An 18,431-nucleotide genomic window follows, 5' to 3' on the forward strand; every position below is an offset into this window, starting at 1 on the left:
CGATGACGCTCCCGCTCCGCGGCGTCTACGCGGTGACCCCGACCCGCCGCCGCCGCTTCCTGTGGGCCGCCTGGTGGACGGCCGAGCCGGCGCGCGACCCGTTCCGCCCGCCGGACGCGAGCCAGGGCGGCGCGCGGACCGTCGAGGAGGCGCGGGCGCAGGCCGAGCGCGCGGCCGGGCGCCCGCTCGTCGAGATCGAGCCGGCGTGGGCGACGGCCTGGACGCGCGTCCTGCGCGGCGAGCCCCCGTGGCCCAAGCCGCGCGCGCGGCGGGAGGCGCCCTCGCCGCCGCCGCCACCCGGGCCGTCGAGCCGCGCGCCGTCGCGGCCGGCGTCCGCGCGCGGCGTGTCGCCGTTCGCGGTGCTCGGCCTGGCGGAGGCCGCGAGCGCGGACGAGATCCGCCAGGCGTTCCGCCGGCTCGCGCTCGTCACGCACCCCGATCGCGGCGGCGACGCCCGCGAGTTCATGCGCGTCAAGTGGGCCCACGACGAGGCGATGGCCAGGCTGGCGCGGCCCAAGCGCCGGTAGTGGTGCTACGGGGATCTGGGCCTAAGGGTGGCTCGCCGCGGCGACCTTCCCCGCCTCGTCGAGGAGCGGCGCGTACTCGCGCGCGAGCAGCGGGTTGCCGCGGAGCGCCTCGTCGAGCAAGGCCCCGGCGCGCTGGGCCAGATCCAGGCGCGCCGCGCGCTCGCGCTCCACCTTCGCCCTCAGGAGGAGCAGCGCGCCCTTCCTGGCGCTCCCCAGCGGGAAGCCCGGGTCGATGGCCAGCGTGCGATCGATCAGCGCGAGCCCCGCCTCGACCTCCGAGCGCACGTCGAGCAGCCCCGGCCCGGTCAGGGCGGCGCGCTGCCGGTGGACCTCGGCCAGGGCGCCGAAGATCCTCGGATTGCCCCCGTTCGCCTCGAGGGCGCGGAGCAGCGACCGCTCCGCGGCGTCGAGCGCCGCCGCAGGGCTCCCGCCGCGCGACGCGGCCCACCGCGCCGAGAGCAGCTCGATGTGCCCGAGCGCGAGGAGCGCCCCCGCGTTCTGCGGCCTCGCGGCCACGATGGGCTCGATCGCGCCCCTCGCGGCGCGGAGCGCGGCCGTCGGATCCCCTCCCCGGAGGAGCGCCCCGTGCGCCGCCTCGATGCGCGCGAGGCCCGCCCCCTGCTTCGCCTCGAGATCGTCCGGGTTGAGGTGCGCCGCCGCGCCGTACGCATCGATCGACCGCGCGAGCGAGACCTCCGGGCTCCCGCCGGTGAGCCGCTCGTGCCGGCCCTGGATCAGGTAGGTCAGGGCCAGGTTGTTGTAGGCGCGGTAGCTGTCCGGGCGCCGCCGCAGGGCTGCCTCGAGGCTGTCCTTGGCCACGTCGAGCGACTCCTCGGGCGACGCCCCGTGGTCGAGCTCGTACTGCGCGCGCCGCGCGTAGAGCCAGCCCTGGTTGAGGAGCGGCGGCATGTCGTTCGGCGCGATCTCGATCGCCCGCTCGGCGTACGACGCGCCGATCTCGAAGAGGGGGAGGGGATCGGCGCCGCGGGACGCGGCGTACTCGGCCATCATGCCGTAGGCGATGGCGGCGTCGTTCCACGCCCAGAAGGAGTTCGGGTCGAGGGCGAGCGACCGCTGCGCGCTGTCGACCGCGCGGCCGAGCGAGGGCCACGCGTCGAGCCCCACGGCGCTCTCGTGCGACGCGAGGAGGAAGAAGCTCGCCCCCATCGCGCCGTACGCGGTCGCGTCCGACGGGTCGCCCTGGACCGCTTGCTCGCTGGCCGCGACCGCCTCGACGAGGTCCGACCTCGGGTCCGAGCCGCGCGACAGGTCGCGCCTCCCGCGGTGCACGAGCGCCCAGGCCTTCTTGGCGAGCGTGCCGCTCGCCCGCGGGCTCGCCCGGAGCGCCTTGTCGCACCGGGCGATGATCTGCGCGACGACCTCCTCCGCGTCTCCGCCGCGCTGCGCCTCGATCAGCATGATCTCGCTCAGGGCGCGCGCGGCCGCCTCGTGGACGTCGGGATCGCTCTCGGCCATCTCCGCCGCGGCCTCGTACGAGGCGACGGCGCCCCAGAACTCGACGAGCGCCGCCGCGTGCTCCCCGAGGTCGCGCGCCGCCGTGCCCTTCGCGAGCAGGATGTCGCCCTCGAGCTTCTTCGCCTCGTATTCCCAGGGCGATCGCGCGAACGCTAGCCGCGCGTCGGCGAGCGCCTCGTCGAACCGCCCCTCGTAGAGCGCGATGAGCGCCACGGCGTACGACGGCGGCTCCGCGGCCGATCTCACGCTGTCCCTCAGGTACCTGATCGCCGGCTGCTTGTGCCGCTCCTCGAGCTCGAGCTGGTGCGCGGACCGCTCCCCTTTGTCGGCGAGGCGCCGCGCCCGATCGAGCCCCTTCAGGTAGAGCATGCCGTGCACGAGGCCCGCCGCGAATTTCGCCTCGCGCGTGGCGTACCCGCTCGCGAGCGCCGCCTCGAGGTGCGCGAGCGCCTCCTCGGGCTCGTGCAGCGCGAGGTGCCCGCGCCCGAGCGCGTAGCGGCCAGGGCCCTCGACGAGATCGCCCGTCGTCTCGCGCATGCCCTGCATCTTCCGGTCGATCTCGCCCAGGCGCGCCCGGATGACCTCCTTCTCCCGCGACACCTCGTGGAGGGGGAGCGCGTAGGCGTAGCGCATGAACAGCTCCATCTCCTTGACGTCCTGACCGAAGCCCTCGGCCAGGGACGCCACGCGCGCGGCGAGCTCGGCCTGCCGCGCGGCGGCGAGCTTCGCGCGGAGGGCGACGGCGCCCGAGAGCGCGAGCACGACGAGCGCCACGGCGGCCGCCGCGACCGCGAGCCTGTGCTTCCTGGCGCGCTTCAGGGCGCGGTAGCCGATGCCCATCGGCCGCGCGTGGATCGGCTCCCCCTCGAGGTAGCGCTCGAGATCGAGCGCGAGCATCTTCGCGGAGTCGTACCGCCGCTGGGGCTCCTTCTCGAGGCACTTCATCACGATGGTCTCGAGATCGACCGGGATCCGCTTGTCGATCTTTCGCACCGGCGCCGGCAGCTCGCGCGCCACGCGGGCGATGAGGCTCGTCACCGAGGGGTCGACGAACGGCGGGCGCCCGGCGAGGACCTCGTAGAGCGTGGAGCCGAGGCAGTAGACGTCCGTGCGGCGGTCGAGCTGGCGCTGGCCCCCGGACACCTGCTCGGGCGCCATGTACGCCGGCGTCCCCTCGCCGCTCGCCGTCGCTCGGGCGTCCGCCGCGGTGTCCCTCGCGAGCCCGAAATCGAGGAGGTAGGGGCGGAAGGCGCCCTCGGCGGTCCGCTCCACCAGGATGTTCGCCGGCTTGATGTCGCGGTGGATCAGCCCGAGCCGGTGGGCGGCGTGCAGGCCGTCCGCGACGTCGGCCACGATCTTCACCCGCTGCTCGAGGGACAGCTGCTGCGCCACCCGGTGGAGCGGCTGGCCGTCGATGTACTGCATGGCGATGAACGGCTGGCCCTGCGCCTCGCCCACCTCGTACACCTTGCAGATGTTCGGATGCTCGACCCGGGCCTGGGCCCGCGCTTCCCAGATGAAGCGCTGGGCGAGCTCCGGATCGTTGCCCCGTATCAGCTTGAGCGCCACGTACCTGTGGAGTCGCGGGTCCCTGGCCTTGTAGACCGTGCCCATTCCCCCTTTCCCGATGAGCGACTCGCACTCATACCGATCCCAGTTGCGGATGGGAAATCTGCTCGGCACGCGCGACGAGGGCGGCTCGACGCACTGGAAAACCGTTTCCTGCGCGGCGCCCGAGCTCCCCGGCGGGGCGGAGCGGGGCGGCCTGCTCTGGGGCGCGATCGAGACGGGGCGGGACGTGGGCTCCTCGCTCGCCGACCACGCGGCGTTCGCACTCTCCGGGCCCGCTCCTCCCATTCGGCTCATGACTCGGACCCTTTTCAACAGCGAAGGTGGAGCCCCCCAGCGCATGGCCTCGAATCGCCATCATCCCGGAGCGCCCGGCCGCGTGCCAGTGAGCGCCTCGCTTCAGGCGTGAGCTACGAGCGATATGACAAAACTGTCGCCCAACGGTAAACCTGAGTTTACGTCCATGTCAACACCCCGGACTGTGCCTGTCGCCGCGAAGAGGCCAGGGTGCGATGCGCTCGACGGGGCGATGGGCGTGGGGCGGGAACAGACGGCGGGCGCGCCGGTCAGCGACGTTCAGCGACGTTCAGCGCCGCGCCGACGACAGCGCCAATGAACGATCCAGCGAGAGAGCAGCGAGGAGCGGACGCCGTCCGCGACGCTATTTGTGGGGCGCGCGACATGATGCCGAGGTGGGTTCAGCTGCTCCGCTGCTCATGGGCCCGCCGGCGGGCTGGTCAGTACTTGACGGTGCAGCCGAACGCCTCGGTCTCTTTCGTGGAGATCGCCTTGCCGGCGGCGAGCTCGGTCAGCGCGGCATCGACGTAGTTCGTGACCTGCTCGCCCGGCTCGGGCTCACCGCCCTTCGTGCTGTCGATGGCGCCGGCGTAGACGACCGTGCCCTGCGGATCGATGACGACCATGTGCGGTGTGCGCTGGGCGCCGTACGCGCGCCCCACGTCGCCCTTCTCGTCGATGAGGACCGGGTAGCTCATCCCGAACTCGCCCTTTGCCTTCACGTTCTCTTCCTTGCCGGTGCCCTGCTTGCCTGGAGCGCCCGAGTTGATGGCGAGCCACACGACCCCCTTCTGGGCCTGCTGCGCCGGCACGTCCTTCAGGCCGCCCTGGCGGTGCGCGAGCTGCACGAACGGGCAACCGGGGTTGAACCACTCGAGGACGACCGTCTTGCCCTTGTGATCGGCCAGCTTGACGGGCTTGCCGTCGAGGTCCGGCAGCGTGAAATCGGGCGCGGGCTGGCCGATCTTGGCCTGGGCCGCCTTCGCCTGGGCCGCCGGCGCGTCCGCGGCCTTCGCCTTCGGGGCGTCGGCCTTGGCGGGCTGGGGCGCGGCGGCGCCGGTGGCCGCGGGCGCGCTCGCCTCGCCGGGCTGGGTGCACGCCGCGAGGGCCGCGGCGAGGAACGTCAGGGAGATGAGCCTGTTCATACGGGGACGCTTACCACGCGTCGCGGCAGGCGCATGCGTCACGGGAACTCCGGCCAGCGATCGCCGGTCGCCCACCGGTATCGAAGGCCGAGCTGGCCGAGATCCGCGCCCAGCAGGCCGAGGCGATCGGGCGTCGCGGCCACCACCATCACCGTCCCCACCGCGTCCAGGTGGTGCGTCAACGACACGGCCAGCACGGGGCCGAGCCGCACGACGACGCTGTCGCGGCCAGGGTTGCCGAGCACCTCGGCGGCGGCGCCCAGGCGGAGCTCGCCGAACCGGTCCATCTCCGCCATGTAGCCGAGCCGGGCCCGGTAGAGGTACGGCGGCTTCATCACCGCGTGGAGCGCCTCCTCGTAAAGGTAGAATCCCTCCGGCGTCCCCAGCACCGCATAACCGGTCGCGACGCCGAACAGGCTGCCTCCGAGCAAGGGTATCGAGCCCGACACCTCGAGCTCCGCCGCGACGTACCGCGACGGAGGTCCCTGCATGAGCTCGGTGTCCCTGCGCGTGTACGACGCCCGAGGCTCGAGGAAGTACTGGGTCGTCGAGAAGGCGTACCGCGCGCCGCCGCGGATCTCCACGCTGGGCAGCGCGGCGCGGAGGCCCAGGTACTCCGCGCCGCCGTTCGGCGAACCGCTCGCATAGCCCTCGATCCCGAGCCAGGACCAGTGGGGCTTGCCCACGCCGAGCGCGAGGCTCGGCCTGAAATAGATCACGCCGAGATCCATCAGCGCGGAGAGGAACGGGCGCGCGGCGGCGCTCCGCGCCCAGTAAGAGCGCTTCTGCAGGAGGTCGATGCCCGAGGGCACCGGCGGCGGCTCGCCGGCGGGCGACGGCAGGTCGGCCGGATCCTGGGCGCCGGCCCCGGCGGGCAGCAGGGTGAGCGCGGCGAGCGTCGCGGCGGCGGCCAGCGCGCGGCGGAGCGTCATCGCTAGAACCTGCCCACCAGGTACCCGCCGAGCGGCGCGGGCGCGAAGCTGAGCGTGACGCCGTCCGCGCGCGGCGCGTCCGAGGCGGGGGCGCCGCCGCGGTAGTGCAGGAGCCACGGGAGCCCGAGGCCGGTCAGGGCGCCGACCGCCGCGCCCGTGAGCGCGTCGGTCGCGAAGTGCTGATCGGAGACGACCCGGAGCGTCGCCACGGCCGCCGCCGTCCCGAGCGACGCGGCGCACGCGAGCGCGTCGGGGGCGCCGCCGCCGTACAGGGGCAGGCGCGCGTGGTGCGAGCACACGAGCCCCGCCGCCGTGAAGGCGGTCGAGCTGTGGCCGCTGAAGAAGCTCCTGTACCGCTTGCTCCCCCGGCAGTCGCGGTCCTGCTGCTCCTCCGGCCCGGCGCACCCGGCGCGGTAGGGGCGCTCGCGGCTCGTGAGCCCCGCGACGACGCCGTTCAGGGCCGCGTTCAGCGCGAGCGCCTCGACGTCGATCATCGCGATCTCCCAGGCGACGCTGCCGCGGCCGTGCCCCCACCAGGTCACGAGCAGGGCGTCCACCGCGAGGTGGTTGGTCATCAGCGTGAGCAGGAGATCGCTCGCGTCCCGCGCCATCTCGCGCTGGCGATCGCTGCGGATGCGCATGGCGTCGCGCGCCGAGCCGTCGAAGCCGTTCACGGTCGTCCACCGGCCCTCCGACGGCGGGATGGCGAGCGTGCCAAACGCGGTCGCGGCCAGGAGCCCCGTGGCCACATACTCGCTCACGCGGAAGCGCGGCCAGGCCGGATCCCACGCGACCTCGGGCCGCGCGCGAGAGAGAGCCTCCGGCGCGGCCCGGCGCGGCGCGCTCGGCAGCACCGCTCCGGAACGGAGGGCGGTGGTCCCGCCGGCTCCCCGTGTCGCCGCGCCGGACGGCGCCGCGAGCGGCTCGGCTCGCGCCGCAGCAGGCGGCTCGGCTCGCGCCGCTGCAGCGCCGAGCAGCGCCGTCACGGCGAGCGTGCTGGAGGCGAACCGGAGGGGCGCGGCGCACCTCAAGGAGCGGACCGCGCGATCAGAAATCGGGGTGGCCGATGACGAGGAACTCGAGCGGCCCGGCGCCCGTGTTGCGCAGCCCGTGGTGTACGTTCGTCTCGACGTGCATCATCTGGCCGGGGCCGAGGGGCACCTCGCGGTCGCCGACGATGCCGAGCGCCTGACCGGCCAGGATATAGATGGTCTCGGTGGTCTCCGTGTGGAGCTCGCGCGAGATCTCACAGCCGGGGCCCATCGTGCCCCTGTAGAAGCCGAAGGCGTTCCCGCGGTCTCTTCCCAGCAGCTGCGCCATGAAGACGCCTCGGTTGGGCAAATACTCCATCACGTCTTCGTCGGCTGCGGTCAGCACCACGGCCCCGTCGATCTGCTGCCTCATGGCGATCCTCCTCCTTCACGAGTGAAGCCGCTGGGAGATCGATCCGTTACAGAAGCGCACTGCGTCCTGTCAACGGCGCTCCGCGCGAACCGTGCGACGGCGGCCGTCGGCGTCTCGGCTTCCCTGCTTCTCTCCTTCTCTCCTTCCCCGTTCCCGCTCTCTGCGTTTCCTGGCTTCAAAAAGGCAACACCACGCTCGCTGCGGCGCGCAGCTCGTAGCTGAACGACATCGTCTTCAACCCCTTCGGAGAGAGCTCGACGTGGCCACGGAGAAATCCGTCCTTCTCGTCCAGCGTCCAGCCGGGGGCCTCGCCGAGCGCGACCTCGACCTCGGCCACCTCGCTGACAGGGATCCGCTCGGTGACCAGCACCCGCTTCACGCTGCTGGAGAGGTTGGACACGGAGAGCTTCACACGCCGGCGGATCTTGCGGCTCCCCGTGATCGCGGCGGTGTCCTGCTCCTCGTCGACGGTGCGCCGCACGCGCACGGCGTCGTCCACGCCGAAGCCGAGCTCGAACGGCTCGCCGGCGCCCACGAAATCGAGCCGGGCGCGGCCGACGAGGCTGCCGCCCCGCGCGACGCGCACCGGGCCTGCCAGCAGCGGGCGCGGCCGTCCGCCGGCGCCGCCGCCGTCCAGCGTCACCGTGGCGCGCAGGTGGGCCGCGGGGTGGACCTCGGGGTACAGCACCAGCGCGAGCTCGGTGGGGAGCGAGCGCCGCGCGATCTCGATGCGCGTCGGGCGGCCGTCGGAGGGGAGGGTCACCGGCTCCGCCGCCTCGAAGATCAGCGGCTCGCCGCCATCGTCCACCCCCGGCATCTCGTCGACCGCCCGCGCCCCGCGGTCGAGCCCGGCCGCGGCGATCGCCTGGTCGCGCGCCTCGACGATCACGCGGCGGCGCTCGATCTCCGTCTTGCGCCGCGCGCGGAGCACGTCGTCTTCGAGCAGCGGCGCCTCGGCGCTCCTCGACGGCCGCGCGGTCGAGAAGCGCGCGGTGACGTTCTCCCAGACCTCGCCCGTCGCCTGCCACGCCGACGCCCAGGTGGTGAGCTCGATCGAGCCGCCAGGCGCCTGCGCTGCCGCGCCGCCCGCGCTCGTGACCGCGGCGCCGGCGGCGAGCCGCGCCAGGTGCTCGGGGCGCCAGATCGCGCACGCGACGCGGTACGTCAGCTCGATGTCGACGGGCTGCGGCGCGGGGGCGTGCACCTCGACCTCGATCACCGCTTCATAGCGCGGTTGCTCGACGGACCCCTCCCGCAGCCGCGCCCCGGCGCGCCGGGCGTCCTCCTCGGCGCGCGCCCGCGCCGCGCGCGCGTCCGCCGACGCGCCGAGCGCCTCGGCGAGCGCCGCGTGCAGCGCCTCGGCGCCGCCGCGCCACGAGGCGAGGCGCGCGGGCTCGCCGGCGTCCTTCGGGACCTCGCTCATCGCCCGCGCCCACTTCGCGAGCAGCTGGTCGAGGTGGGCCTCGCGCCGCGACGCCCGGTCCCGCGCGCGCTCCGCGGCGCCGGCCCGCAGCGACGCCTCGCGCTCCTCGCGCTCCAGCGCGTCGATCGCCTCGCGACCGAGCGCCGCCTCCCTGTGCGCCCTCCATCGTACGCGCGCCGCCGTCACCCGGACCGCATCCGCGCCCGCGACGCGCGCCTGCACGGTGCGCTCGTCGACGAACACCGAGACGCCGCCGATCGCGATCCACTGCGCCCCGGCCTGGACCTCGACGCGCGCCGCGCGCACGACCTCGGCGCGATCCTCGAACAGCGTCACCGCGCGCGCCGCGCTCGGGTGCGGCGCGCGGGCGCCTTCGTGGCCGCCGCTCTCGTCGCTCGCTCCGCCTCCGCTGGCGCTCCGCCCAGCCCGGTCCGAACCGCTCGCATCCGTTGCCATGGTGCGCTCGTTTCCTTTGTTATTCCCGACGGTTACCGCCGACGATCTCGTTCTTGGACGAGAACACCACGCGGTAGGTGAACGCGACGGAGGCCTTGCCGCCTGGCGCGATCGGGACGCGCCAGCGCAGCCCGCCGCGCACCGGCTCGCCGAGCTCCTCCTGGGTGTACGGCTCGGCCTTCGGCTGCGACGAGAGGAGCTTGATCTCGACGTCCTTGTCGTCCGTCACCGGGATGCGGTCGAGGACCTCGACCTCGACGCCCATCCCGAGCGACGAGGAGAGGTCGATGACCACCGCGTGTTCGACGGCGAGCGAGCCGCCGAGCAGGCCGGCGCTCGACTCGTCCACGCGCGCGTTCCTGGCGACCCGGATCCGCTCCTCGACGCCGAGGCCGGCGCGGAGGAGGCCGCCCCGGTCCACGCGGCCGAGCGCGGACTGCGCCGCGAGGGCGCCGTCGACGAAGATGTCGACAGGCCCCGCGAGCAGCGGGGCGTCGAACGGGTTCTCGACGCGCGCCTCGCGGTAGACGTCGGCGGCCTCGCGGGGCGCGGTCACGAACCGGGGCGCGGCGGGGGCGCGCGCGGCGCCCAGCGCGACGCGGTGGAGCCCGCCGTTCGACGGCACGTCGGCGGCGCTCTCGCCGACGTAGAGGTGGTCGAATTGCCCGCGCGAGTCGCGCGGATCCACGGCCCGGGGCGGGGCGCCGAGGTCCGCGATGTCCTGCTCCGCCCGACGCGCGTTGCGCCGCGAGGGCCCGGGCTCGTCGCGCGCGAGCCGGCCGCGCTGTTTGCCCGCGCCGGGGAGGTGCAGCGCGTCGAAGTCGAGCCACTCCTCGACCTGCGCGGGCTCGAGCGCCGGGGCGGCCCCGGCGCCCTCCAGCGCCTGCTCGGGAGCGAGCCATTCCTCCTCGAGGCTGGCCGCGGCCTCGACGCTCGCCGCGGAGCCCAGGGCGCTCCGGGGGACCGGGGGCGCGCTCGCCTGGGGAGCCGGCGGCGGGGGCGGCGCCCCGTGGCCGCCGCCGAACGACGGGAGCGACAGCCCGCGCGACTTCCGCGCCGGCGCGGCGAGCGGCATCGGCGGGGCGAACGCCATCGGCGCGGCGGCCTGCATCGGGGGCGGCGGGGCGGCCGGGCCGGATGGCGCAGGCGGCGCTGGCCTCTTCATCGCCGCGAAGGGCTCCGGGCTGGCCCGGTTCCGCGTGGCCTCGCCGCCGTCACGCGCGGGCGGGAGCTTTCCAGGCGCGGCGGTGGTCCGCGCGGCCGGCTCGGGGAGGGCGGCGACGAAGCGGTCGAACCCGTCGAACATGGCGTCGAGCCCCTCCGGCGCGGGGCGGTAGCCGCGGCGCGGGGGGCGCTGCGCGCGGCTGAGCCGCAGCGAGGCGAGCTCCGGCAGCCGCGTGTCCTGCACGAGATCGGCGGTGGCGAGCGCGAGGCGCACGTCCTTCCAGTCCTCGCCCGAGGCCTGCGCGACGAGGGCGTCGAGCTGCAAGGCGACCTCGGTCGCGCCGCGCGAGAACCGCGCCGCGTAGGCGGGCCACCAGCGCGCGGCGAACACGGCGTACTCGAGCCGGAGCGCCGGCTCCCCGGCCGCGCCGCCGCGCTCCGGCGCGAGCCGCACGACGACGTCGAGGCGCGCCGGGTCGCGCTCCTCGACCTCGCCGCTCGTGGCCTGGGCGGCGTCGATCTGGACGGCCAGGAGCTCCTTCCGGGCGCGCTCGAGCTCCGCGTCGAGCGCGGCGGCGCGGGCGTCGAGCGCGGCGAGCTCGTCCGAGAGCAGGCCGCTCACCGCGAGCGCGTCGCGGATGCGGGCCGCCGGGTCGCCCGGCCGGAAGCGCCGCGCGAGCTCCGGATCGAGCGAGACGGCGCCGAGCTGGTCGCGCCAGAGGCGGAGGTGGTCGCGCTCCGCCGACAGGCGCGCGATCGCGAGCTCGAGCTCGCGGAGCTCGGCGGAGAGCGCCGTCCTCGAGACGGGCGCCGGGGGCACGACGAGCCGCGCGCGCACGCCGATCACGTCGCGCACGTCGCGCGCGGGCCCGGAGGCCGCCGCCGCGCCCGCCGGGGCGCCTGCGGCGGCGCCGCCCGCGGCGTCGATGAGCGCGCGGAAGCTCCCCGGCTCGGCGAGCGGCGTGATCCCCGGCACCGAGATCTCGACCGCCCCCCGGGGGAGCGGCGCCGCGAGCTCGACGCGGCGGGTGACGATCGCCCCGCGCGCGTACACGACGACCCCCTCGATACGGCTAGCGCACTCGATCTTCTCGGCCGTCATCGCTCGTCCCCTCGCCCGCGAACGCCCCGCGAGAGCGCGACGGTATCACGCCGCGCGCGGGCCCGGATAGCGGGCTATCTCCTCGTGTCGAGGAAGCCGAACCCGGGGAGCGCGTCGATGCCGTAGGCGCGCAGCGCGAGCTCGTCGAGCCTGTCGAAGTCGCGCCGCCGGAAGGAGCTGCGGAGATCGCTCATCAGCTCCTCCGCGACGCTCTCCGGCGGGGGCAGGCGGATCCGCCGCAGGTACTGGGCCTGGAAGCGCAGGTAGCCTCCGCGCATCTTGACCGCATAGGACCACACGAAGAAGAGGGCGACTTTGGAGCCGAGCAGCCCGCCGAGGGCCTCCATGTCCCAGCCCTCCGAGGTGATGAAATAGAGATTGTGGTGCGGATAGAACCTGCCCTCGTCATAGACCACCTCGTTGGAGCCCGCGATGTCGGGGACGAGCAGCTTCGGGGCGGTGGTCAGCGCCGGAACCACGCGATCGATGGTGCGGAACCAGCCTGCGCCGCCCCGCCGCGCGATGTAGCGCCTCCTGATCTCGGCCTCGTGCGCGTGCAGGTACCCGGAGAGCCTGGGGTACTCCTCGAGATGGACCACCTTGCCGTCGGATCCGAAGGGATTGATGACGAACCGCCTGGCGTCGCGGATGCGGCCGTCCTCGATATCGTGTCGCATGACGAGCGGCACGAGGCGATCGCGCTCGATATCCACCTCTTCGCCGACGATGTAGATCCTGTCGTTCCCGGTGGCGACGCCGATGCCGACGCGCGTCCCGCCGACCTCCTCGATCGGCGCGAACCGCGCCTCGAGCGCGCGCAGGGCCTCGAGGTGCTCTGGCGAGCCGAGCACCCACGGGTCGTCGCCCTCGAACCAGGAAGCGTACTCCGACACGGCGACGCCGGAGCCGCGCTCCGCCGCGCCCGCCTCCGCGCGCCCCTCCGCGTGTCCCTCCGCGTGTCCCTCCGCGTATCGAAGAGCGGCGGACGCGGCCTCGCACTCCTCCGGCGAGGCGGTGCGCAGCGTCGCGACAGGGACGCTCCCCGTCTTGCCGGGCGACACGGCGAATATCGACGGGTAGGCGACGACCTCGGACTCGAAGGGAGACGCGCCGCGCAGATCGACGTAGCACCGCACCCGGAACCACCTCGACAGCAGCCGGCGGAGCGGCGCGCCGTACCGGTTGAGGGTCCACCGGTCGGCGCAGATGAAGGAGAGGATCCCGCCGGGCGCGAGGAGCTCGAGGCCGCGCTCGATGAACGCCACGTAGAGATCGGCGCGGTCGTAGAGCGACCTGTACCGGTGTCGATACTCCTCCTGGAGCTCGGGCGAGAGCTGTTCGATCCTGACATAGGGCGGGTTGCCGACCACCGCGTCGAACCGGCGTCCCTGGCTGGTGAGCAGGAAGTCGCCGTGGGCGATCCAGGCCTCGGAGAGGCGCGTCGCGTCGCCCTGCGGCAGCCCGAGCCGCGCGAGGGCGCCGGCGACCGCGAGGCGCGCGTGGTCGACGTGAGCTCGCTCGACGTCGTACGACCGGATCGCCGGCTCGATCTCGAGGAGGTCGCGATCGTGGCGGCGCGCCGACTGGATCAGCCGCTCGGCGGCGGGGACCAGGAACGCGCCATGGCCGCAGGCTGGCTCGAGCAGCGACAGCGACGCGAGATCCCGGTCCGCGGTGTAGCCCGCGAGATCGAGGATGAGATTCACGACGTGGGGTTTCGTCAGCACCACGCCGTGGGCCTCGCCCGACGAGCGCTCGCCGTAATCGTAGGCGCTCTGCGGGAGCATGACCGTCAGATCGAGGGCTGTCTGCATTGGCGCCGCGAGCATGGTAGCCGCGATCGGCGCGCGCGGGCGGCGCTCCACGGCCGCGCTCGCCGCGCGGTCGCGGCGCCCGAGGCCGCGGCCGGCCGCATCGCGCCGGGCCTCTTCCCCGCTCGCGTGCCGCCGTCGAGGCGCTTTCTGCGTCTGCGTCTGCGTCTGCTTCCGCGCTCGGGGCGAGGCGCGGATCGCGTTTCAGGAGGCGTCGCCATCGAATAGGGTAGAGTCGCCGCATGGCCTTCCCCGTGTCTGTCCGTCCCGCCAATCGCATCGCGGCGAGCGTCACCTGCGGAGGCGCCGTGCAACCGCCGGCCGCCGGCCCGGACGCTCGGTCGAGCGAGGGGGGCGCGTGATCCTCGGCATCGGCATCGACGTCTGCGGCATCGGACGCATGGAGGAGGCGCTCGCGCGGTGGGGGGAGCGGTTCTGGGAGCGGGTGCTGTCCGAGCCGGAGCGCCGCTCGCTCGCGCACCGCGTGGACCGGGCGACGGCGCTCGCGGGCCGCTTCGCCGCGAAGGAGGCCGTGGTGAAGGCGATGGCGGGCGCGCCGGGCGTCAGCTGGCACCACCTGGAGGTGCGCGGCGCGCCGCGCATGCCGCCGACGATGGCGCTCCACGGCCCGGCGCGCGCGCTCGCCGAGCGCATGGGCGTCCAGCGGGTCCACCTGTCGATCACGCATGATGCAGGCGTGGCGGCGGCGGTGGCTATCCTGGAAGGGGAGAGCCGATCCCCGACCGATGCGGACGAGGACGGCGAGAGCCGATCCAGCCTGGACGAAGGGAAAGAGCGCTCGTGATTCCGGTCCTATCGCGCGCGCAGATGCGCGCCTTCGACAAACACGCGATCCACCAGTGCCACGTCCCCGGCGTGGTCCTCATGGAGAACGCCGGCCGCGGCGCCGCCGACGTGATCTCGGCGATCATCGAGGGGCGCAACGCCGGGCAGCCCGGCGACGCCGCGCACCGCGCGCCGCACCCGCTCGCGTCCGGCCTTTCGCCCGCGCGGGCGTTCTGGCCGGCGACGTTGCCCTCCGGGGCGGGTCTCCGGGGCCGCCCCGGGAGCGTCCCGCCGCCGCCGAACGGCCGCCGCGACGCCGAGGAGGCCCGCGCCGCGCGCATCCGATCGTTCCCGGTGCGGCACGTCCCGAGCCCGGGGCAGCCCGCGACGTACCCCCTCCACGCCCGCGTCGTCGTCGTCTGCGGGGCCGGCAACAACGGCGGCGACGGCTTCGTCGTGGCGCGCCACCTCCTCGCCCGCGGCGCGGAGGTCCAGGTCTTCCTGGCCGCCCGGTCCGAGAAGGTCACCGGCGATAGCCGCATCAACCACGATGCGTACGTGGATCTCGGCGGCGCGCTGACCGAGCTCCCCCCGGGCGCGTCCCTCGCCCCGCTCGAGGTCGCGCTCGCGGGGGCCGACCTCCTCGTCGACGCGATCTTCGGCACGGGCCTCGACCGCCCCATCGAGGGCCACCTCGCCGACGTCATCGGCGTCCTCAACGCGGCGACCTGCCTCTGCATCGCGCTCGACGTGCCCTCGGGCCTCGACGCCGACAGCGGCGCGCCGCTCGGCGCCGCGGTGCAGGCCGACGAGACCGTCACCTTCGGCCACCTCAAGATCGGCCTGCTCACGCCCGAGGGCGCGCGGCTCGCGGGCAACGTGCACGTCGTCGATCTCGGGGTCCCGGACCGGCCGATCCTCGCCCAGGTGGGCCACGTCGCGGAGGTCCTCCGCAAGGAGACGATCGGCTCGTCGCTGCGCCCGCGCGAGGCGAGCGTCTACAAGCACCAGGCGGGCAACGTGCTCGTCATCGCCGGCTCGTCGGGCAAGCTCGGCGCCGCGCTGCTGACCGCGCGCGCGGCGATGCGGACGGGCGCGGGCCTCGTGACGATCTGCACCTGGGCCGACACCGCGCGCGCGATGGAGTCGCGCGTCGTGGAGCTGATGACGACCTCGATCGATCCGGCCCGCATCGCGGCGTCGCTCGACGGCGCGCTCGCCGGGCGGCGGGCGGTCGCCATCGGCCCGGGCCTCGGCCTCGACGAGCGGGCGCGGGCCGCGGTGGATCACGTCGTGCTCGGCTGGGACGGCCTGAAGGTCGTCGACGCGGACGCCCTGACGCACTTCGTGGGCCGCCCGGAGGCGCTCGCGACCGCGCGCGGGAGCCTCATCATGACGCCGCACTCCGGCGAGCTCGGCCGGCTCCTTGGCCGGAGCGCTCGGGCCGTCGAGGAGGACCGCTTCGGCGCCGTGCGCGAGGCGGTGGCGCTCACCCGGGCGATCGTCGTGCTCAAGGGGGCGCGCACGATCATCGCGCTCCCGGACGGCCGCATGTTCATCTGCATGGCGGGCAACCCCGCGCTCGCCACCGCCGGCTCGGGCGACGTCCTGACCGGGATGATCGCGGCCCTGCTGTGCTCGATGGATCCCACCGCCGCGGCGAGCGCCGGGGTGCTGATCCACGCGCTCGCCGGCGATGTGTGGCGCGCGCAGACGGGCAGCGATCGGGGGCTGCTCGCGGGCGAGATCGCCGAGCTGGTCCCGGGCCTGATCGCCGCGCTGGCCGCCGGGAGCGACCCGCTCTCGACGTGACGCGAGCGCCTGCTCCGCCGGACGCCTCGCCCGGCGCCCGCTCTGCTGGACGCCTCGCCCGGCGCTCGCGCGGGTGGGGCCGCCGGGCCGGGCGCGCCGCGGGGCGGCTCGCCACCCTGGCGCGCCCGTTCTCCCTGCTGTCGATTTGACACGCGCCCGCGTGTCTCCGCCCGCGCCGTTCAGCGTGATCCGCGGCCTTCGCGAGGTCCGCGCGGTGGCACCTGCCTTGCCAGTGCCGGTTACGCAGGAGGTCCCGCCATGCTCGTCCACGCCGCTCATGCCCCCGCCCGGTCCTCGAACCCAGCGCCGCCGCCGCCCGGCGCGACGCGCGCGCTCGGGCGCGGGCCGTCCTTCGGGGCGGCGCGGACGGCGCCGGGAGAGGGCTCGCGGGGAGCGGTCGACGAGCTGCTCCGGGGCCTTGTCGAAATGACACCGGAGCTCTTCGGCCGCGCGCTGCGGCTCTCCCGGACGCCCGCGACGGCCGAGGACCTCGTGCAGGACACGGTGGAGCGCGCGCTCCGGTTCGCGGGGAGCTACGAGCCCGGGACCAACCTGCGGGCGTGGGTGCACCAGATCCTCTTCAGCGTCTTCATCACCCGCTGCCGGCGCAGCCGTCGCGAGCGCAACGCCCTCGACGTGCTCGCGACCGACCCGTGCGCGTGGACGGCGCCGGAGCGCTGCGCTGACATGCACGCGCTCTCGCCCGGCGTGCGGCGCGCGCTCGCGACGCTCCCGCCGGCCTTCCGTGACACCCTGGTGCTCGTGGACCTCGAGGAGATGTCTTACAAGGACGCAGCGACGCGGCTGGGCGTCCCGGTCGGCACCGTCATGAGCCGCCTGCACCGCGGCCGGAAGCTGCTCGCCGAGGTGCTGCGTGGCGAAGCGCCGGACGGCAAGGCCGAGGCGCCGGACGGCAAGGCCGAGGCGAGGAGCGACGTGAAGGCCGCGGCAGCATGAGCGATCGCGGCGGCGATCTCCGTCGCCCGCGACCGGGATCACGTCGCCCCTGCGCTGCGCCTCTGCGGCCCGATTCGCCGTCGCGACGAGGGCTCTTTCGGCCGCCTGCGCGCCGCGCCCGCCCGCTGCGCCTTCTTGCCGCGGTGATCTGGGCCCCCTACCATCGTCGTGCCACCGAGGAAGCGTTCCTCGCCAGGAGGCACCATGGCAACGACCGCGAGAGAGCCTCACGTCGTGATCGTCGGCGGAGGGTTCGGCGGCCTGAACGCGGCAAAGGCGCTCCGCGACGCGCCCGTCCGGGTCACCCTCATCGACAGGACCAATCACCACCTGTTCCAGCCGCTGCTCTATCAGGTGGCGACGGCCAGCCTCTCGCCGGCCGACATCGCGGTCCCGATCCGATCGGTCCTGTCGCGCCAGCGCAACGTCCGGGTCCTGCTCGGCGAGGTGACGGGCGTGGACCTCGCCGGCCGGCGCGTCACCGTCGACGGCGACCCGCTGGACTACGACTTCCTGATCCTCGCGGTCGGCGCGACGAACAACTACTTTGGCCACGAGGAGTGGGCCCGGTTCGCGCCGGCGCTCAAGAACCTCGACGAGGCGCTCACCATCCGCGAGCGCATGCTGCTCGCCTTCGAGGCCGCCGAGCGCGAGGAGGACCCCGCAGCGCGGCGGCGGCTGCTCACGTTCGTCGTCATCGGCGGCGGCGCCACGGGCGTCGAGATGGCCGGCGCCTTCGCCGAGCTCGCGCGCTACATCCTCGCGCGCGACTTCCGCTCCCTCGACCCTTCGCTCTCGCGGGTGCTGCTCGTCGAGATCGGCGCCCGCATCCTCCAGGCCTTCCCGGAGAGCCTCTCGGCGAGCGCCGAGGAGCAGCTCGCGTCCCTCGGGGTCGAGGTCATCAAGGGGCGCCGCTTCCGCAGCATCGACGAGCAGGGCGTGCTGTTCGAGGACGGCGAGCGCCTCCCCGCCGCGACCGTCATCTGGGCCGCGGGGGTCCGCGGCACCCCGCTCGCGCGCGCGCTCGGCGTCGAGCTCGATCGCGTCGGCCGCGTGAAGGTCGGGCCGGACTGCTCCCTCCCCGGGCACCCGGGCGTCTTCGCGATCGGCGACATGGCCACGCTCCGCGACCGGAACGGCGTCGACGTGCCCGGCCTCAGCCCGGCCGCGATCCAGGAGGGTCGCTTCGTCGCGCGCTGCATCCTCGATGATCTCGAGGGCCGCCCGCGCGGGCAGTTCGCCTACCGCGACAAGGGGACGATGGCGACCATCGGCCGCTCGCGCGCCATCGCGAAGGTCGGGCGCCTGCAGATGTCGGGCACGCTCGCGTGGCTCGCCTGGCTGGCCGTCCACGTGCTGTTCCTTATCGGCTTCAGGAACCGCTTCACCGTCATGTTCGCGTGGATGTGGCAGTACATCACCTTCAAGCGCGGCGCCCGCCTCATCACCGGCCATACCTCGCCGGTGCTCCTGGCGGCGCCCGCGCCTTCGGTGCGTCGCCCATCGCCCGCGAGCCCGGTCGCGGAGGTGGTCTCCGGCGGCCCCTGAGCGCGCCCTTCCCCCCGCTCGC

General features: G+C 74.6%; 13 protein-coding genes. 5 read left to right on the plus strand and 8 right to left on the minus strand.

Annotated elements, in window-relative coordinates; genetic code table 11:
* The first annotated feature begins 2 nt into the window (after nt 1-2).
* Nucleotides 3-527, plus strand: a complete 525-nt coding sequence (locus WME73_RS01715) for a J domain-containing protein (RefSeq protein WP_437743831.1) — start codon at nt 3-5, stop codon at nt 525-527.
* A 21-nt stretch (nt 528-548) separates the two neighbouring features.
* On the opposite strand, the gene WME73_RS01720 is transcribed toward WME73_RS01715, so the two are convergent.
* The 8 genes from WME73_RS01720 to WME73_RS01755 all read right to left on the minus strand — a co-directional run bounded on the left by WME73_RS01720 (nt 549) and on the right by WME73_RS01755 (nt 13,309).
* Nucleotides 549-3,869 carry a protein kinase domain-containing protein gene (locus tag WME73_RS01720; protein ID WP_437914557.1) on the minus strand — a complete coding sequence of 1,107 codons (3,321 nt, stop codon included), beginning with the start codon at nt 3,867-3,869 and terminating at the stop codon, nt 549-551.
* 440 nt (nt 3,870-4,309) lie between these two features.
* Nucleotides 4,310-5,014 carry a thioredoxin family protein gene (locus WME73_RS01725; protein ID WP_437914558.1) on the minus strand — a complete coding sequence of 235 codons (705 nt, stop codon included), beginning with the start codon at nt 5,012-5,014 and terminating at the stop codon, nt 4,310-4,312.
* Nucleotides 5,015-5,052: 38 nt separating this feature from the next.
* Complete coding sequence (locus WME73_RS01730) at nt 5,053-5,946, minus strand: hypothetical protein (protein WP_437743834.1); 894 nt, start codon at nt 5,944-5,946, stop codon at nt 5,053-5,055.
* A gap of 2 nt (nt 5,947-5,948) precedes the next feature.
* Nucleotides 5,949-6,977 carry a phosphatase PAP2 family protein gene (locus tag WME73_RS01735; RefSeq protein ID WP_437914559.1) on the minus strand — a complete coding sequence of 343 codons (1,029 nt, stop codon included), beginning with the start codon at nt 6,975-6,977 and terminating at the stop codon, nt 5,949-5,951.
* A gap of 16 nt (nt 6,978-6,993) precedes the next feature.
* Nucleotides 6,994-7,350, minus strand: a complete 357-nt coding sequence (locus tag WME73_RS01740) for a cupin domain-containing protein (protein ID WP_012232951.1) — start codon at nt 7,348-7,350, stop codon at nt 6,994-6,996.
* Between the two features lie 175 nt (nt 7,351-7,525).
* Complete coding sequence (locus WME73_RS01745; RefSeq protein ID WP_437914560.1) at nt 7,526-9,229, minus strand: DUF4139 domain-containing protein; 1,704 nt, start codon at nt 9,227-9,229, stop codon at nt 7,526-7,528.
* A gap of 19 nt (nt 9,230-9,248) precedes the next feature.
* Nucleotides 9,249-11,495: a DUF4139 domain-containing protein gene (locus tag WME73_RS01750; RefSeq protein WP_437914561.1), complete on the minus strand. Its 2,247-nt coding sequence runs from the start codon at nt 11,493-11,495 to the stop codon at nt 9,249-9,251.
* Nucleotides 11,496-11,569: 74 nt separating this feature from the next.
* Nucleotides 11,570-13,309, minus strand: a complete 1,740-nt coding sequence (locus WME73_RS01755) for an Eco57I restriction-modification methylase domain-containing protein (protein ID WP_437914562.1) — start codon at nt 13,307-13,309, stop codon at nt 11,570-11,572.
* A gap of 355 nt (nt 13,310-13,664) precedes the next feature.
* On the opposite strand from WME73_RS01755, the gene acpS reads away from it, so the two are divergent.
* From acpS to WME73_RS01775, 4 genes are all read left to right on the plus strand, one after another.
* Nucleotides 13,665-14,111, plus strand: coding sequence for a holo-ACP synthase (gene acpS / locus WME73_RS01760; protein ID WP_437743839.1), 447 nt, complete (start codon nt 13,665-13,667; stop codon nt 14,109-14,111).
* Entirely contained in the window at nt 14,108-15,904 is a 1,797-nt protein-coding gene (locus WME73_RS01765; protein WP_437743840.1) for an NAD(P)H-hydrate dehydratase, read from the plus strand. The genes acpS and WME73_RS01765 overlap by 4 nt, the downstream gene beginning before the upstream one ends.
* Nucleotides 15,905-16,162: 258 nt before the next feature.
* On the plus strand, nt 16,163-16,861 hold the full coding sequence (locus WME73_RS01770; protein ID WP_437743841.1) for an RNA polymerase sigma factor: 699 nt from the start codon (nt 16,163-16,165) through the stop codon (nt 16,859-16,861).
* Nucleotides 16,862-17,065: 204 nt separating this feature from the next.
* Entirely contained in the window at nt 17,066-18,409 is a 1,344-nt protein-coding gene (locus tag WME73_RS01775; protein ID WP_437743842.1) for an NAD(P)/FAD-dependent oxidoreductase, read from the plus strand.
* The last annotated feature ends 22 nt before the right edge of the window (nt 18,410-18,431 follow it).

The organism is Sorangium sp. So ce302 (genome assembly GCF_051530145.1).
Classification (GTDB): Bacteria; Myxococcota_A; Polyangia; order Polyangiales; family Polyangiaceae; genus Sorangium; species Sorangium cellulosum_B.

Coding starts and splice junctions, on each gene's coding strand:
- WME73_RS01715 (WP_437743831.1), top strand. CDS start 3: ATGACGCTCCCGCTCCGCGGCGTCTACGCGGTGACCCCGACCCGCCGC.
- WME73_RS01720 (WP_437914557.1), bottom strand. CDS start 3,869: ATGAGCCGAATGGGAGGAGCGGGCCCGGAGAGTGCGAACGCCGCGTGG.
- WME73_RS01725 (WP_437914558.1), bottom strand. CDS start 5,014: ATGAACAGGCTCATCTCCCTGACGTTCCTCGCCGCGGCCCTCGCGGCG.
- WME73_RS01730 (WP_437743834.1), bottom strand. CDS start 5,946: ATGACGCTCCGCCGCGCGCTGGCCGCCGCCGCGACGCTCGCCGCGCTC.
- WME73_RS01740 (WP_012232951.1), bottom strand. CDS start 7,350: ATGAGGCAGCAGATCGACGGGGCCGTGGTGCTGACCGCAGCCGACGAA.
- WME73_RS01745 (WP_437914560.1), bottom strand. CDS start 9,229: ATGGCAACGGATGCGAGCGGTTCGGACCGGGCTGGGCGGAGCGCCAGC.
- WME73_RS01750 (WP_437914561.1), bottom strand. CDS start 11,495: ATGACGGCCGAGAAGATCGAGTGCGCTAGCCGTATCGAGGGGGTCGTC.
- WME73_RS01755 (WP_437914562.1), bottom strand. CDS start 13,309: ATGCAGACAGCCCTCGATCTGACGGTCATGCTCCCGCAGAGCGCCTAC.
- WME73_RS01770 (WP_437743841.1), top strand. CDS start 16,163: ATGCTCGTCCACGCCGCTCATGCCCCCGCCCGGTCCTCGAACCCAGCG.
- WME73_RS01775 (WP_437743842.1), top strand. CDS start 17,066: ATGGCAACGACCGCGAGAGAGCCTCACGTCGTGATCGTCGGCGGAGGG.